The sequence below is a fragment of the Methylocapsa sp. D3K7 genome (assembly GCF_029855125.1).
Lineage (GTDB): Bacteria > Pseudomonadota > Alphaproteobacteria > Rhizobiales > Beijerinckiaceae > Methylocapsa.
The window spans coordinates 2,592,788-2,607,828 of record NZ_CP123229.1 but is presented as its reverse complement, the minus strand read 5'-3'; the positions used below and the strand labels follow the sequence as shown (position 1 = coordinate 2,607,828).

Annotated in this window: 18 protein-coding genes; 12 read left to right on the top strand and 6 right to left on the bottom strand. The window is 59.8% G+C overall.

Annotated elements, in window-relative coordinates:
• The first annotated feature begins 12 nt into the window (after positions 1-12).
• The 8 genes from QEV83_RS12235 to QEV83_RS12200 all read left to right on the top strand — a co-directional run bounded on the left by QEV83_RS12235 (position 13) and on the right by QEV83_RS12200 (position 6,533).
• Positions 13-918 (top strand): hypothetical protein, encoded by a 906-nt coding sequence (locus QEV83_RS12235; protein WP_280128008.1) that lies wholly within the window; start codon positions 13-15, stop codon positions 916-918.
• A gap of 91 nt (positions 919-1,009) precedes the next feature.
• The gene (locus QEV83_RS12230; RefSeq protein WP_280128007.1) at positions 1,010-1,429 is read left to right on the top strand and encodes a DUF2628 domain-containing protein; all 420 of its coding nucleotides are present in this window, start codon (positions 1,010-1,012) and stop codon (positions 1,427-1,429) included.
• Between the two features lie 10 nt (positions 1,430-1,439).
• Entirely contained in the window at positions 1,440-2,090 is a 651-nt protein-coding gene (hisH, locus tag QEV83_RS12225; protein WP_280128006.1) for an imidazole glycerol phosphate synthase subunit HisH, read from the top strand.
• On the top strand, positions 2,087-2,827 hold the full coding sequence (gene hisA, locus QEV83_RS12220) for a 1-(5-phosphoribosyl)-5-[(5-phosphoribosylamino)methylideneamino]imidazole-4-carboxamide isomerase (RefSeq protein WP_280128005.1): 741 nt from the start codon (positions 2,087-2,089) through the stop codon (positions 2,825-2,827). Before hisH ends, hisA begins: the two co-directional genes overlap by 4 nt.
• Positions 2,828-2,857: 30 nt before the next feature.
• Positions 2,858-3,688 carry an imidazole glycerol phosphate synthase subunit HisF gene (hisF, locus tag QEV83_RS12215; protein WP_280128004.1) on the top strand — a complete coding sequence of 277 codons (831 nt, stop codon included), beginning with the start codon at positions 2,858-2,860 and terminating at the stop codon, positions 3,686-3,688.
• Positions 3,685-4,026, top strand: coding sequence for a phosphoribosyl-ATP diphosphatase (locus QEV83_RS12210; protein WP_280128003.1), 342 nt, complete (start codon positions 3,685-3,687; stop codon positions 4,024-4,026). Before hisF ends, QEV83_RS12210 begins: the two co-directional genes overlap by 4 nt.
• Complete coding sequence (gene coaA, locus QEV83_RS12205) at positions 4,027-4,986, top strand: type I pantothenate kinase (protein WP_280128002.1); 960 nt, start codon at positions 4,027-4,029, stop codon at positions 4,984-4,986.
• Between the two features lie 425 nt (positions 4,987-5,411).
• Positions 5,412-6,533: an acyltransferase gene (locus tag QEV83_RS12200; RefSeq protein ID WP_280128001.1), complete on the top strand. Its 1,122-nt coding sequence runs from the start codon at positions 5,412-5,414 to the stop codon at positions 6,531-6,533.
• A 7-nt stretch (positions 6,534-6,540) separates the two neighbouring features.
• On the opposite strand, the gene QEV83_RS12195 is transcribed toward QEV83_RS12200, so the two are convergent.
• Positions 6,541-6,720, bottom strand: coding sequence for a hypothetical protein (locus tag QEV83_RS12195; protein ID WP_280128000.1), 180 nt, complete (start codon positions 6,718-6,720; stop codon positions 6,541-6,543).
• A 117-nt stretch (positions 6,721-6,837) separates the two neighbouring features.
• Between QEV83_RS12195 and glcE the strand changes: the two genes are divergently transcribed.
• Together glcE and glcF are read left to right on the top strand one after the other, a co-directional pair.
• Positions 6,838-8,046: a glycolate oxidase subunit GlcE gene (glcE, locus tag QEV83_RS12190; RefSeq protein ID WP_280127999.1), complete on the top strand. Its 1,209-nt coding sequence runs from the start codon at positions 6,838-6,840 to the stop codon at positions 8,044-8,046.
• Positions 8,047-9,342 carry a glycolate oxidase subunit GlcF gene (glcF, locus tag QEV83_RS12185; protein WP_280127998.1) on the top strand — a complete coding sequence of 432 codons (1,296 nt, stop codon included), beginning with the start codon at positions 8,047-8,049 and terminating at the stop codon, positions 9,340-9,342. It begins immediately after the preceding gene.
• A 15-nt stretch (positions 9,343-9,357) separates the two neighbouring features.
• On the opposite strand, the gene dnaQ is transcribed toward glcF, so the two are convergent.
• Genes dnaQ through QEV83_RS12160 form a run of 5 tightly spaced genes read right to left on the bottom strand, consistent with a single transcriptional unit; the run spans position 9,358 to position 12,975 of the window.
• Positions 9,358-10,077 (bottom strand): DNA polymerase III subunit epsilon, encoded by a 720-nt coding sequence (gene dnaQ, locus QEV83_RS12180; RefSeq protein ID WP_280127997.1) that lies wholly within the window; start codon positions 10,075-10,077, stop codon positions 9,358-9,360.
• 9 nt (positions 10,078-10,086) lie between these two features.
• Positions 10,087-10,683, bottom strand: coding sequence for a dephospho-CoA kinase (coaE, locus tag QEV83_RS12175; RefSeq protein ID WP_280127996.1), 597 nt, complete (start codon positions 10,681-10,683; stop codon positions 10,087-10,089).
• On the bottom strand, positions 10,683-11,528 hold the full coding sequence (locus QEV83_RS12170) for a shikimate dehydrogenase (RefSeq protein ID WP_280131044.1): 846 nt from the start codon (positions 11,526-11,528) through the stop codon (positions 10,683-10,685). The genes coaE and QEV83_RS12170 overlap by 1 nt, the downstream gene beginning before the upstream one ends.
• Positions 11,528-12,145, bottom strand: a complete 618-nt coding sequence (locus QEV83_RS12165; RefSeq protein ID WP_280127995.1) for a Maf family nucleotide pyrophosphatase — start codon at positions 12,143-12,145, stop codon at positions 11,528-11,530. Before QEV83_RS12165 ends, QEV83_RS12170 begins: the two co-directional genes overlap by 1 nt.
• Complete coding sequence (locus QEV83_RS12160; protein WP_280127994.1) at positions 12,142-12,975, bottom strand: pyruvate, water dikinase regulatory protein; 834 nt, start codon at positions 12,973-12,975, stop codon at positions 12,142-12,144. The genes QEV83_RS12165 and QEV83_RS12160 overlap by 4 nt, the downstream gene beginning before the upstream one ends.
• A gap of 443 nt (positions 12,976-13,418) precedes the next feature.
• Between QEV83_RS12160 and hemE the strand changes: the two genes are divergently transcribed.
• Both hemE and hemJ read left to right on the top strand, forming a co-directional pair.
• Positions 13,419-14,429, top strand: coding sequence for a uroporphyrinogen decarboxylase (gene hemE, locus QEV83_RS12155; RefSeq protein ID WP_280131043.1), 1,011 nt, complete (start codon positions 13,419-13,421; stop codon positions 14,427-14,429).
• Positions 14,426-14,857: a protoporphyrinogen oxidase HemJ gene (gene hemJ, locus QEV83_RS12150; RefSeq protein ID WP_280127993.1), complete on the top strand. Its 432-nt coding sequence runs from the start codon at positions 14,426-14,428 to the stop codon at positions 14,855-14,857. Before hemE ends, hemJ begins: the two co-directional genes overlap by 4 nt.
• Positions 14,858-15,041: the final 184 nt, after the last annotated feature.

The window sequence follows — 15,041 nt, the reverse complement described above, 5'->3', positions numbered from 1 at the left end:
TTTGGATTGGACATGCGTGGCATACAGGCAATTCTACCATTAGGCTCGAACATGCTTCGCATCCGGCGCCCCCTTCTCGTTGCCTTCCTCGGTATTTTGCTCCCGGCGGCCGCCCATGCCCAAGACGGAGAGACCGGGACCGCTCCGGCCACCGATGGTTTCGACACCGAGCATATCTTTGGTTTTGCCGAAGGTTCGGACATCGGGCCACGGGGCAGCTGGGAAATAGAGAGCTTCACCGTCGGAAGCTTCGGCGCTGCCAGCGGCAATTTCAATATTGGCAATGATACTTCGGCCCGGTCCACGGTCACCGATGAGCTGCGGCTGTCGGTTGGCACGCTCACCGATTATGACCATCTTCGCGGTGTGCCCGGTCTCCCCGGTCACGGCGCGGCAGAATTCGGCGGCATCACCGCCGAGGCGCGGTGGAATATTCTCAACCGACGGACCTCGCCCTTCGGTATGAGCCTTTCCATCGATCCGGAATGGCACCGTGCGGATGCCGCATCGGCGCGGCAGGATGGCAACTATGGGGTTACCACAGCTCTGCTGATCGACAAGGAAGTGATCCCGGAAACGTTCTTCGCCGCGCTGAACCTCATCCACTCGGCATCATTCCTGCCCTTCGACGGCAAATGGGAGCACGATGACGCCTTTTCGGTCATTGTCAGCGGTGCTTACGCCATCACCCCAGACCTTGTCGTCGGGGCCGAAATCATCCATGAGAATCTCGCCCAAAACGGCGGCCTCAACGCACACGCCCTTTTTGTTGGTCCACAGCTGTTTTTAAGGCTAAACAAGGATTTGACCGCCTCGATGGCGTGGGCCGTGCAGATACCCGACGCCGCGGCCCGGCAGCTTGATGTCGTCAACTTCGAGCGTCATCAACTGGGGCTCCGATTCGCCTACGATTTCTAATCGGAATTTGGGAAAAGCCGGGTCTCGGGTTGACCTTTGTTCAAAATCTACAATTGTGCCGCCGCTTTTCCCACTCGAAAGGAACCCAGCCTTGGCTTTTTATTCGGTTCATCTGCCGGGCAGCGGACCCGAAGCCGCCGCCAAAGCGGCGTTTGTGCGCCAGTCTTTCAGCTGGAAAGCCTTCTTTTTTGGCCCCTTATGGCTGGCCTGGCACCGGCTTTGGATCGCTCTCCTGGTCTGGGCCGCCCTATTCATTGTCCTGATCCTTGCCGCGCAGTGGCTTTTGACGGCCAATGCCGCCGCCCTGATTGGCTCGGCTTTGCAACTTCTGCTGGGTCTTGAAGCGGCAAGGCTGCGCGAGGCAAAACTCGCCGCCGACGGGTATCACCTTGCCGAGATCATCGCGGTTCCGGCCAGCGATCAGGCTGAGATCACGTTCTATCGCCATTTCGGTGCAACGGAGGCGGGTTTGGACCACACATCAGGCACCCTAGGCATTCCAAGACCGTGAGGATCTGCTGGTGACTGTCGCCATTGTCGATTACGGCTCCGGCAATCTGCATTCGGCCCGCAAGGCTTTCGAGCGGGCCGCGCGCGAGGCGGGACTTTCCGGGGACATCGCCGTCACCTCCGATCCGGATGTGGTTTTCCGGGCGGATCGGATCGTTTTGCCCGGTGTCGGCGCATTCGCCGATTGCCGCGCCGGCCTCGACGCCGTGCCAGGAATGGTCGCCGCGATGACGTCCGCCGTCGTTGACAAAGCCCGGCCCTTTCTCGGGATCTGCGTCGGCATGCAATTGCTGGCAACGCGCGGGCTTGAACATGGGGTGACGAAGGGGCTCGGCTGGATCGAAGGCGATGTCGATGTGATCGACGCGCAAGGCAGCAGCCTGCGCATTCCGCATATGGGATGGAACACGCTCCGTGCCGCCGCAGAGCATCCGCTGCTCGCCGGCATCCCGACGGGCGAAGACGGCCTGCACGCCTATTTCGTGCACTCTTATGCGTTCAAGCCCGCGGCCAAGGGCTCCGTCGTGGCGGTCACCGACTATGGCGGTCCCATATGCGCGCTGATCGCGCGCGGCAACATTGCGGGAACCCAGTTCCACCCCGAAAAGAGCCAGGCGCTTGGTCTGTCACTCATCGCCAATTTCCTCAGGTGGGCGCCATGATTTTGTTTCCGGCGATTGATCTCAAGGGCGGCCAATGCGTGCGCCTCCAGCAAGGCGACATGGCGCGGGCGACGGTTTTCAACGCCGATCCCGCCGCCCAGGCGCGGGATTTTGAGCGCCAGGGATTTGAATATTTGCATGTCGTCGATCTCGACGGCGCCTTTGCAGGCCGCGCGATGAACGCGCCCGCGATCGAGGCCATTCTCGCCGCCATCAGCATTCCAGTGCAGCTCGGTGGCGGCATAAGGGACATCGCCGCCATCGAGGCCTGGCTCGGCCGGGGCATCACACGGGTCATCATCGGAACGGCGGCGGTCCGCGATCCGGCTCTCGTCCGGCAAGCGGCACGGCTTTATCCCGGCCGCGTCGCGGTCGGGATCGACGCGCGGGACGGCAAGGTCGCGGTCGAAGGCTGGGCCGCAAGCTCGGAACTTGCGGCTGCCGAGCTTGGCAAACGATTCGAGGATGCGGGCGTCGCCGCGATCGTCTATACCGATATTGCCCGCGACGGCCTCCTCAAGGGGCTCAATATCGAGGCGACCCTGGCGCTTGCCGATGGGTTGAGCATTCCCGTGATCGCCTCCGGCGGCCTCGCGTCGCTGAAGGACGTGGAACGTTTGCTGCTGCCAGACTGCGCCAAACTCGAAGGCGCCATCGCGGGCCGGGCGCTCTACGATGGACGCCTCGATCCGGCACAAGCGCTCGCGCTCATTGGCCGCGCGAAGGCCCTGGCATGAGAAAACCCTGCGCCGCCCGGAAAAGCTCCCATGCTTAAGTGCCGCGTCATTCCTTGTCTCGACGTTAAGGACGGGCGTGTCGTCAAGGGCGTGCATTTCGTCGACCTGCGCGATGCCGGCGATCCGGTCGAAAGCGCGATCGCCTATGATCTTGCAGGAGCCGATGAGCTGTGTTTTCTCGATATTACGGCGAGCCACGAGGACCGTGCCATCATCCTCGACGTTGTCCAGCGCACGGCGGAAGCCTGCTTCATGCCGCTGACCGTCGGCGGCGGCGTCCGTACGCTCGACGACATCAGAATGCTGTTGCTTGCCGGTGCCGACAAAGTCTCGATCATGACCGCCGCCGTCGCCAAGCGCGACATCGTCCGCGATGCTGCGCAGAAATTCGGCAGCCAATGTATCGTGGTGGCGATCGACGCCAAGCAAACGGCTGCGGGGAAATGGGAAATTTTCACGCATGGCGGACGCAAGCCAACCGGCCTCGACGCACTCGCCTATGCGCAAGAAGTGGTGGCGCTCGGCGCCGGTGAAATCCTTTTGACCTCGATGGATCGCGACGGCACCAAAAGCGGTTTCGATCTGGAGCTCACCCGCGCCGTCACCCGCGCGGTCTGCGTCCCGGTTATTGCTTCGGGCGGCGTCGGCACGCTCGATCATCTCGTCGAAGGCATTCGCGATGGCGGCGCGAGCGCGGTGCTCGCCGCCTCGATTTTTCACTTCGGTGAATTCACCATCGCCGAGGCCAAGGAGCATATGGCGCGCGCCGGCTTGCCAATACGCCGTGACGCAAGCCCGTGCGCGCGGGGCATGGAGCCGATAGCGGATCGCGCGACGGCCAGTTTGGGACGCGTGTCATGACCAGCTTTACCCTTGAGGATCTTGCCGCGATCATCGCCGCGCGAGCCAATGCGAGCGCGACGGCGTCTTACACAAAATCGCTTCTTGACGGAGGTCCGGCCCGTGCCGCCAAAAAGCTCGGCGAGGAGGCGGTCGAAACCGTCATTGCGGCGGTGCAAGGCGACGCCGAGGCCTTAACCCGCGAAAGCGCGGATCTGCTGTATCATTTGCTCGTCGTTTTGCATCAACGGGGCATCTCACTCGCCGATGTCTGCGCCGAGCTCGAACACCGCACCGGCCGCTCCGGGCACGCGGAAAAAGCCGCACGTCAGGCAGATCCCGCACCGGCCGAGGACTAAATGGACGAACGCTTAGACCCGGCAGCAGTACTCTCACCCTACCATCGCTTCACAAGAAGCGAATGGGCTGCCTTGCGCGCCGACACGCCGCTGACTCTTTCGATGGAGGATTTGACGCGGCTGCGCTCGCTCAACGATCCGATTTCGCTCGAGGAGGTCGTTGCGATCTATCTGCCGCTGTCGCGCCTGCTCGCCTTATATGTCGCGGCGACGCAGGGCCTCTATAAAGCGACCCAGCGTTTCCTTGGCGATGAGGGTGGCAAGGTGCCCTATATCATCGGCGTCGGCGGTTCGGTCGCGGCCGGCAAATCCACCCTGTCGCGCGTCATGCAGGCGCTTCTGTCGCGCTGGCCGAATACGCCGAAAGTCGAACTCGTCACAACCGATGGGTTTCTTTATCCAAACGCCGTCTTGCAAAGCGAGGGCCTGCTCGAGAAAAAGGGGTTCCCGGAAAGCTACGACGGTGTCAAGCTTTTGTCCTTTGTGTCGGATGTGAAGGCGGGCGAGCGTCATGTGCGAGCGCCAGTCTATTCTCACGTAACTTACGATATCGTTCCGGGCGAAAGCATCGTGATCGACCGGCCAGATATCCTCATCCTGGAAGGGCTCAACGTGCTGTCGGTCAATCGCGGCACCAAAGACGGCCGGGCGATCGCCTTCGTTTCCGATTTTTTTGACTTCACGGTCTATTTGCACGCCGCCGAAGCCGATCTCGAACGATGGTTCATTCAGCGCTTCATGCGGTTGCGCGACACCGCCTTCCGCGATCCCTCGTCCTATTTCAGGAAATATGCAGACCTTGACGACGCTCAAGCAGTGGCTACCGCAAGGGATATTTGGACAAAAATCAATCTACGCAATCTGCGCGAAAATGTTTTTCCGACAATGCCCCGCGCCAGCCTCATCCTGACCAAAGGGCCAAACCATATCATCGAAGAAGTTGAGCTGAGAAAGCTCTAAAGGCCGGGGCGGCCCCAGCGATCGGGCTTAACTGGCATATGGCTTGCTAACGAAACATGGAACGTCGTTTGTTCCCAGCAAATGGCGTGACGAATAACAAGCTAACGGCAATTCCTTCATCAATATGTTGCCGGACTATGCATAATCGTGAAAATCGTGACTTTAATTCTGATGAATTTTATCCTCAGTTTCGCCCGATTGGTCACTCATTCTCCTTAACTCGCACCTACCCCAGTAGGTTGTCGCGAAGGCCGTACTTCTCAAGCAAAACGCGCCCGCGAAGCGAAACCAAATCGGGGATACGCTTTCCGTTAGGGCATGATCGAACGGGGTCCGCGCCGGACTCAATGGCCGCGCGGTGTTTCATCATGCGACAAAACAGCAAAGCCATAGGACGTTTTCGAATCTTTCAAGGCTGACCATTCATGGGTACGATCCGCGTCTTACTCGCGTTCGCCGTCATATTCTCGCACACCGGCAGCCATGTGCTTGTCGGGGGCGAAGCCGCCTTGCAGTGCTTTTACCTGATCTCGGGTTTTTTGATTTCCTACATTTTGCAAAATACGGCTGCCTACGGCAACCTTCGCAATTTTTATATCAATCGTTTTTTGCGCATTTATCCCATGTATTGGGCCGTCGCGCTGCTGACGGTGATGTTCTATCTCTTGGCCTTTGCCCTTGGTATTGACCACAAACTGCAAACGCTTCTCTCGCTTCCCCTGTCCGCGCAAGTAACGTTGATGACGACGAACATTGTATTGTTCGGCCAGGATGTCATTATGTTCCTGGGACTGAGAGAGAACGGGCTGGCATTTTTTCTGGACTATCACGCATCCTCGCCGCAACTTTGGACATTCCTTTTGGTGCCGCAGGCTTGGTCGCTGAGCGTCGAGCTGACTTTCTACCTATGTGCACCGTTCATTCTCAAAAACCGCAGCCTTCTCTATTCGTGCCTCGCGCTGTCGCTGATCGCGCGAGGGGCCGCGATGGTGTCAGGGTTCGGTTTGGCCGACCCGTGGTCCTACAGGTTTTTCCCTTTTGAATTGTCGCTTTTTCTGTTTGGCGCGCTTGCCCATCAAATTCTACTGCCACGGGTTGAACGGCTCTGTGACGCCGTGCCGCGTCTGGAAACCATCGCGGTCGTGGCGCTCCTGGTGATGATCGTGGCGCTTCCGATGGCCGCCGGCGACGGCTACCTCTTGAAGAAATGCTTTCTTCTGCTGGCGTTCGCTCTCGCGCTTCCTTTCCTGTTCCTGTTCCAGAAGCGCTATTCCTGGGACCGGACGATCGGCGAGTTGAGCTATCCGGTTTATATCTGCCACTGGTTCATGATTCTCATTCTCAAATATGGGCTGAAAACGGTCCATCTGGAGTTGCCGGTGGCACCGTTTTCGTCATTGAGCGTCATCGCCATGTCGCTGATTTTCTCCGTGGGTCTCAACGCTTATGTCGCCGCGCCCGTGGACCGGCTGAGAAAAGCGGTCAGAGACAGTGCAAAACAACGAGCGGATGCCGGGCAGCTGGACGAACTGAAGAAGGCGGCGTAGCGCTGCGTCACCCCTTGAGCCGGGGCCGCCAGGCCAAATCGTCGGACAGCACATAGATCGTGATCGCCAGCAGCATCATGGCAAGACCAACCCAAAACAGCCGCGAATGATGCAACCGCCGCCAGTCCGGGCGGCCCGTCTGTCCCCCGGCGCCGCCCTGATGACGGGGGTGTTTGTGGTTGCTCATGTCCGCTCCCTTTGAGTCTTGGAATTTATGCAAGCCGTGACAGAAAGCCCCGCCACGCCTACTCTTGTCAAACCGGCAGCGTACAATCCACTCCATCCTTCGCTCCGGTTAAGCCGTATGAGCACAATGTCCGCTTTTCATCCCGCCGATCCCGTTGAGGTAGCAGCCTTCATCGCTGATGCGGCGGCGGCACATTCCTCCTTGTCGATCACGGGGCTTGCCTCCAAAGCCGCCCTCGGCAGGCCGGTGAAGACAGAGCGCCACCTCGACCTTTCGCGGCTTTCCGGGGTGCTGTTTTACGAGCCGGATGAACTCGTGATCTCGGCGCTGGCCGGAACGCCCATCGAGGACATCACAGCACTGCTCGCCGAAAACGCGCAAGAGCTCCCGTTTGAACCGCCATCCTTTGCCGATCTCTATGGCACCGGGTCCGGCACGCTGGGCGGCTGTCTCATGACCAATTGTTCCGGCCCGCGCCGGATCAAGGCCGGTGCGGTTCGGGATTTTGTTTTGGGCATCAAGGCGGTCTCCGGCCGCGGCGAAGTTTTCAAGGCCGGTGGACGCGTCGTCAAGAATGTCACGGGATATGATCTCCCGCGCGGTCTCGCCGGATCGTTTGGAACCCTAGCCGTTGCGACCGAAATCACTCTCAAAGTTCTGCCGCGCGCGGAAACGTCGGCGACACTCATTCTCGAAAATCTCGATCCGGGCCGTGCCGTCGAAGCCCTCTGTGCCGCGATGGGGGCGCCGGTTGATGTCTCGGGCGCCGCGCATCTGCCGCTGGCCGCCGCGACGGCGCAGGGGTTCGCAACCCCGATCACCGCCTTGCGGCTGGAGGGTTTCGCGCCCTCGGTTGCCGAGCGTCTCGACCGCCTCGCGACCCAGCTCAAACCCTTCGGAGCGGCGGAGCGGCTCTCTGAAGACTCCTCCCAAACGCTCTGGCGCGCGATCCGCGATGTGACGCCGCTTGCGCGCCAAGCTGAGAAAATCATCTGGAAGATTTCGGTGGCCCCCACCAGCGGCCCCAAGATTGCCGAGGCCGTCGCGCATGTTCATAGCACCGAAGCCTTGTTCGATTGGTCGGGCGGCCTCGTTTGGCTGGCGCTCGATCCTTGCCCGGACGCGGCCGCAAGTCTCATCCGGCAAGCGGTCGCGCAATATGGTGGCGGCCATGCCACCCTGATTCACGCGCCGGTTGAAACTCGCGCGGCCGTGCCCATCTTCGAGCCGCAGCCGCCAGCGCTGGCGGGATTGTCGCGGCGGCTGAAAGACGCGTTCGATCCCCATGGGATTTTGGAGCCGCGCCGCATGTGGGCAGAATTTTAGATGCAGACGCATTTTTCCCTCGCCCAGCTGGCCGATCCCGCGACGGCGGAGGCGGAGAAAATACTTCGCGCTTGCGTCCATTGCGGCTTTTGCACCGCCACCTGCCCGACCTTCGTTTTGCTTGGCGATGAACTCGATAGTCCGCGCGGGCGCATCTATCTCATCAAGGACATGCTCGAAAAAGACCGTCCCGCCGATGCGCTGACTGTGAAGCATATCGATCGCTGCCTGTCTTGCCTCTCCTGCATGACGGCTTGCCCGTCGGGGGTGAATTACATGCATCTTGTCGATGGTGCGCGAAGCCATATCGAGAAGACGTTTCGGCGGCCGCTCGCGGACAAGCTGCTGCGCGCGCTGCTTGGCTTTGTTCTGCCCTACCCGAACCGCTTCCGCATTGCGCTGGCCGCGTCCCGCTTCGCTCTGCCTTTCGCAGCTCTTTTTCCACGCTTTGGCCGCACCGGGCAGCGGCTTGCCGCCATGCTGCGCCTCGCACCGAAGAGGATTGCCCCTTCCGTGCCGCCGCGCGAATCCGTTTACGCGGGCGAATTACGTGGGCGAGTGGCGCTTTTGAGCGGCTGCGTGCAGCAAGTCATCGGGCCGGAGATCAACGCTGCCGCGACGCGTCTTTTGGCGAGACTAGGCATTGAGACCCTGCATGTCGCAGGCGAGGGTTGTTGCGGCGCCCTCCTGCATCATTTGGGCAGAGACGCAGATGCTCTTGCCCAGGCGCGAGCCAACATCGATGCCTGGACTGATGAGATCGAACGGCACGGGCTCGAGGCCATTCTGATCACCGCCTCCGGCTGCGGCACCATGATCAAGGACTATGGATTCTTACTGCGAAACGATCCCGCCTATGCGGCAAAGGCGTCGCGGATCTCAAGGCTCGCCAAGGATGTCACGGAATTCCTGGCTGACATCGATTTGCCGGAGCCTGCCAATCCGCAGGGCTCCATCGTCGCCTATCATTCCGCCTGTTCGATGCAGCATGGGCAGAAAATCGACGCCGTGCCAAAGCAGCTTCTCACGCAGGCAGGTTTCAAAGTCCGTGATGTTCCGGAGGGCCATCTGTGCTGCGGATCGGCCGGCACTTACAATATTTTGGAACCCGAGATTGCGACGCAGCTCCGCGAGCGCAAGCTCGCCAACATCGCGCGAACTGCACCCGATCTGATCGCCACCGGGAATATCGGCTGCATCACTCAACTCGCAAGCGGCACCACGATTCCAGTGCTTCACACAATCGAATTGCTCGACTTCGTTTATGGCGGGCCGAAGCCTCACGGACTTCTCTAAAACGCCTACCAGCCTTCATGCCTGTTTGACATTTGAGGCGGGAGCTTCATCGGCAAAATAGGCGTTCCACAGCGCCGCCTCGCCGAGTGTGGCAATGAAGAGGCGATGATGCGAAAGTTCTTCACCAGTAAGCCGGGGGAGCAGCAGTTGCGGCCTTTGCGTGAGAAGATTGGCACCGCCCAACCCCGTCGAGCCAGCGCCCTCGCCAAACACAAGAAGCGCCTGCCGGCCGCCGGTCAGTTCGGCATAGACCTCCGCAAGAATTTCGGCGTCGAGCAAGGCGCCATGTTTGGTCCGCCGCGAAGTATCGATGCCATAGCGGACGCACAGCGCGTCAAGACTGTTTGCCGCGCCCGGAAATTTGCGGCGCGCCAGGCTCAACGTGTCGAGCACGCGCTCTTGGGCGATCGGCTCGAGTCCCAAGGTCGCCAGTTCCGCATTGAGGAATCGCATGTCGAATTCGGCATTATGAGCGATGATTTTGGCGTCCGCGGCGAATTTTAGAAAGTCGTCCGCGATCTTGGCGAAGACCGGCTTGCCCGCGAGAAACTCGGCGGAAAGTCCGTGCACCCGAAAGGCTTCCTCGGGAATGTCGCGCTCGGGATCGATATAGACGTGAAAGGTCTCGCCGGTCGGAATCGCATTCAAAAGCTCGACGCAGCCGATCTCGATGACCCGGTGCCCTTGGGCCGGATCGAGACCGGTGGTTTCCGTGTCCAGGATGATTTCCCGCATCTCGCCTTCTCAGTATCTGCCGGGCGCGCCCGCGAGCGTCCGCAAAATTCCGCGCACTTGCTGCCGCGCCGCGTCAAATCCGCGGCCGGTGTCGATGATGAAATGCGCCCGCGTGCGTTTTTCCGTGTCTGGCATTTGCCGCCCCAATATGACGGCAAGCCGCTCCGGCGTCATGCCAGGACGCTGCCCGACGCGCTCCTTTTGCACAGTTTCCGGCGCGCTCACGAGAACCACGGCATCGACCTCGCGGTCAAGGCCCGTCTCGAACAGAAGTGGGATATCAAGAACAACGAGCCGCGCACCCTTTTGCGCCGCATCTGCCAGGAAATCATGGCGGGCTCCGGCAACCAGCGGATGCACAATGGCTTCGAGCCGCGCGAGCGCCGCCGGATCGTCGAGGACCCGCGCGCCAAGCAGACCGCGATCGACAACGCCCTCTCGCACAGTGCCTGGAAACGCCGCCTCGATCAAGGGAGCTGCCCCACCTTTGTAGAGAGCATGGACGACAGCATCCGAGTCATGGACCGGAATTCCCTCCTCCCGGAACATCGCGGCGGTCGAAGATTTGCCCATGCCGATCGAGCCCGTAAGGCCAAGAACGAACATCAGGCCGCCGCCCGGATATCGGCCTCGGCCAAGCCACGCAGTTCCGCTGTTACAGACGGAGTCGCGCCGAACCAGCGCGTGAACCCTGGCACAGCCTGATGCAAAAGCATGCCGATGCCGGAAACAGTCCGAAGACCTCGCGCTCTTGCGGCTTCGAGGAGCGGTGTTTCCAGCGGAACATAGACAATGTCGCTGACCACCGCACTGGCCGGGAGCGGAGTGATATCGATGGTGAGCGGCGGCTGCCCACGCATGCCCAGCGACGTCGTGTTGACGAGCAGCGCGGCGCCTTCCATCGCACCTGGGAGATCCCCAAAATCCACAACCTCGACGCCAAACTCACTGGCGAGCGCGATGGCCCGCGCCCGTGTGCGGTTAGAGAGAAGAATACGCTTCGTCTTGCGAAGCTGGAGGGCGTGAACAATGGCCCGCGCGGCGCCTCCCGCGCCGAGGACCAACGCCGTTCCGGGATCGGCGTCCCACTTTGGTGCATCTTGATCCAAGGCGCCGAGAAACCCGGCGGCGTCGGTGTTGTCGCCCCAGAGTTTTCCCGCTTCTATCCACAGGGTATTCACAGCTTTCAGGCGCGCGGCTGTCTCCGTTAAAGCATCGCAAGATGCGAATGCCATCTGCTTGTGCGGCAAGGTGACATTCCCGCCGACAAAGCCGTGCTGCGCGAGACCGCGGACAAAGTCCGGAAAATCAGCAGGTGTGACCGCCGCCAATTCGTAAGTCCCGGCGATCCTGAGCCGCTCCAGCCAAAAGCGGTGGATCAGGGGCGAACGCGAATGTGCGACGGGCCAGCCGATGACGCAGGCTTTTGGTGTTTTGCCGGTTGAAGACATCACGAAAGAAGGCTTCCTTCGCCGCGCAGAAATTTGAGAAGCGGCAGCAGCGGCAACCCGAGAATTGTGGCATGATCGCCCTCGATCGCCTCGAACAGATGAATGCCGAGACCCTCCAGCTGATAGGCACCAGCGCTGCTCAAAACCGCCTCCCCTGCTTGCCTGACATAGGCTTCAATAAAATCGCCGCTGAACCGCCGGCAACTCAGCCGCGCCACGCGAACCGTCTCAAAAACAATGACATTTTCCCGCGCCACGCAACAGCCGGAGCAAAGTTCGTGGGTATGCCCGGACAAGGCTTTGAGCTGTTCCACCGCCGCATCGAAACTGGCCGGCTTCCCGAGAACCCGGCCCTCGAAGCTCAGCGTCTGGTCAGCGCCGATCACCAGTCGGTCCGGCATAGCCGCGCTGACCTGCAACGCCTTGGCGCGCGACAATTCCAGGGCGACCTTGGCCGCCCCGGCACCCGACGCCAGCAGCGGGACTTCGAGTTCACGCTCATCAATGGCCGCTGGCCGCGTCTCGAAAGGAATCCCGGCGGCCGCGAGAAGTCTTTGCCGGGTGGCACTTTTCGATGCGAGAACGAGCGGCGCAGCGCTGCACCAAAGCTCTGTCATGAGGAAGCTATGAAATTCAGCTGGTGAACTTTGTAAAGATCAATGACTGCGGCCGCGGTTTCCTCGATGGAACGATGCGTGACATCGATGACCGGCCAGCCCTGCAAGGCGCACAGCTTACGCGCCCTTTTGACTTCGTCGGCGACGAGCAGGCGATCGACATAGGGTGAATCGGGATTGGCGTTCAAGGATATCAGGCGGTTCTCGCGAATCTGAACAATCCGTTCCGGAGACGCCAAAAGCCCAACAACCAGCGGCTTGCGCAATGTCAGAACCGCCTCCGGCAAGGGAACATCCGGCACCAAGGGAATGTTCGCGGTTTTGATGCCGCGATTGGCCAGATAAATGCTTGTCGGCGTTTTCGAGGTGCGGCTGACCCCCAGGAGAACAACATCAGCCGCCTCGAAATTCTCGGTTTGCTGCCCGTCGTCATGAATCATCGTAAAATTCAAAGCATCGATGCGCCGGAAATAATCGGCGTTGAGCATATGCTGGGCACCCGGCCGGTGCTTCGACGTCGTTCCGATATAGGACTCGAACAAATCCATGATCGGCTGCAAGACGGGCAGGTAAGGCACTCCCATCTCTTTGCAAGAAGCTTCCAGCTGACCCGCCAGCTCCTGATCGACCAAAGTAAATAGGACGATTCCCGGTGCCATCTCGATTTCCGCGATCGCCTTGATGAGCTGCCCCTGGCTGCGCACGAGCGGATACACATGCTCGATCGATGACACCCCTTCATATTGCGCTGCGGCGGCACGGCTCGTCGCGATCAGGGTCTCGCCTGTCGAATCGGACACGAGATGCAGATGGAAATAATGCCGCCCCACGATTTTCCGCGCCTCGCCGGGTTCCCCCAATCTCGAAGGACTGCAGGGGAGTAAAGGGGATAACCGGTGGCATGGGCCGGTGGCAACCCTTTTGTCGGACGAAGCTAGGCCATTTCATCAACCGGCATCAATGGCTGAGCTGTAAAATGGGACGCCCTGTGAAGCATGGGGAGAAGCCAATTGCCGCTGAATTAGAAACTCAACTCTCGCGCTATCCAATTCCAAAGGTTAATGAAACGTTAACAACCCCGCAAGCTGTGTGTGTATGTGAATCTTGCGGATAAGCTTGCAACTGGGCACTTGCTTGTGCAATCCGGCGAATGAGCCTATTTCGCTGGCCAATCAGACGCAAAAGACCTTCTAAGAAAGATTCTTAGATTTATTAGAGGATCTCGGATTTGGAAGGATTACAGGGCACAACAGCGAAGCCTTTTTTGAAAGTCATGGAGGGCGAAGCGACTTTTCCGCCACCGGTTTGGTTGATGCGGCAAGCCGGACGCTATTTGCCGGAATATTTGGCGATTCGAGCCAAAGCATCATCCTTTCTAAATTTTTGCTACACTCCTGTCCTCGCGGCGGAAGCAACCTTGCAGCCCATCCGGCGCTTCGGCTTCGATGCGGCGATTTTGTTTAGCGACATTTTGGTTGTACCAGATGCGCTTGGCCAAAAAGTCAGTTTCGAGCAGGGTGAGGGACCCAAACTCGATCCCATCGTGGCACCTGAAGATTTCGCCAAGCTGACCGAAACGCTGGATTTCAGCCGGCTCGCTCCTATTTTCGAGACCATTGAACGGGTCAAGCAGGATCTCCCCAAGGAAACCGCGCTCATTGGCTTCTGCGGCGCGCCGTGGACACTGGCCTGCTATATGATCGCTGGCAAAAGCACGCCCGATCAGGCTCCTGCCCGGCTTTTCGCCTACCGATATCCCGATCAATTTCAGCACCTCATCGACCGGCTGGTAGATGTCTCGATCGACTACCTTGCGAAACAGATCGAAGCGGGTGTCGAAGCCGTGCAAATCTTCGACACTTGGGCCGGTGTCTTGCCCGCAGCCGAATTTGAACGTTGGTGCACTGCGCCAGTCGCGGCGATCGTCACCGGTCTGCGCCGCCGCCACAAGGGGGCTCGGGTCATCGGCTTTCCCAAAGGTGCCGCGCTGCATTTGAAGGATTACGCGGTGCGAACGGGCATCAACGTGCTCGGGCTTGACAGCACAATTGATCCAGAATGGGCCGGGCGGACACTCGAGCGAAATCTTGTGTTGCAGGGTAATCTCGATCCCCTGGCGCTCGCCGCTGGGGGCGCTGCGCTGGAAAGGGGGGTTGGCGATATTTTTTCGGCGCTGCGGGGAAGGCCGCATATTTTCAATCTTGGCCACGGCATCTTGCCGCAGACGCCGGTGGATCATGTCACGCTCATGCTTGAAAGGGTGCGGCGGAGCGCCGCTCAATGAGCCATTTCTATCTTTGGATCAAAGTTGTCCACATCCTCGCAGTGATCTCATGGATGGCCGGGATGCTCTATTTGCCGCGGCTTTTTGTCTATCATGCGGACGCAGCAGGCGGCTCGACGGAAGCAAAGACCTTTGCCGTGATGGAGCGGCGGCTGATGCGGGCTATTATGCTGCCCGCTTTGCTGGCCGTCTGGGCAAGTGGAATAACGCTCGCGATTTGGGGCGGCTATTTGCACGAGGGATGGTTCCAGGCAAAATTCGTTTTCGTGATTGCCATGAGCGCGCTGCACGGATATTTTGCAATCGTCCGCAAGGCATTGGCGGATGGAAAGAATCAGCATGGCGCGCGGTTTTTTCGTGTCATCAACGAAGTTCCGACCGTCTTGATGGTAGCGATCGTCATTCTTGTCGTGGTCAAACCAATTTGATCATAAACTAGCTCCGCCAATATCATTTGGCTTGTCAAAACGTTTAATTCGATCTATCTTGAATTATCCCCTCGCATGAACTCATACAGTTCAGGTGCTGCTCAGGCGCCGCGTCAAGAGCGCTTGCACCGGTATCGTAGAGCCGGATTGCGCCAGATTCCCTCCCTCGTTTGCGCGGTCAATT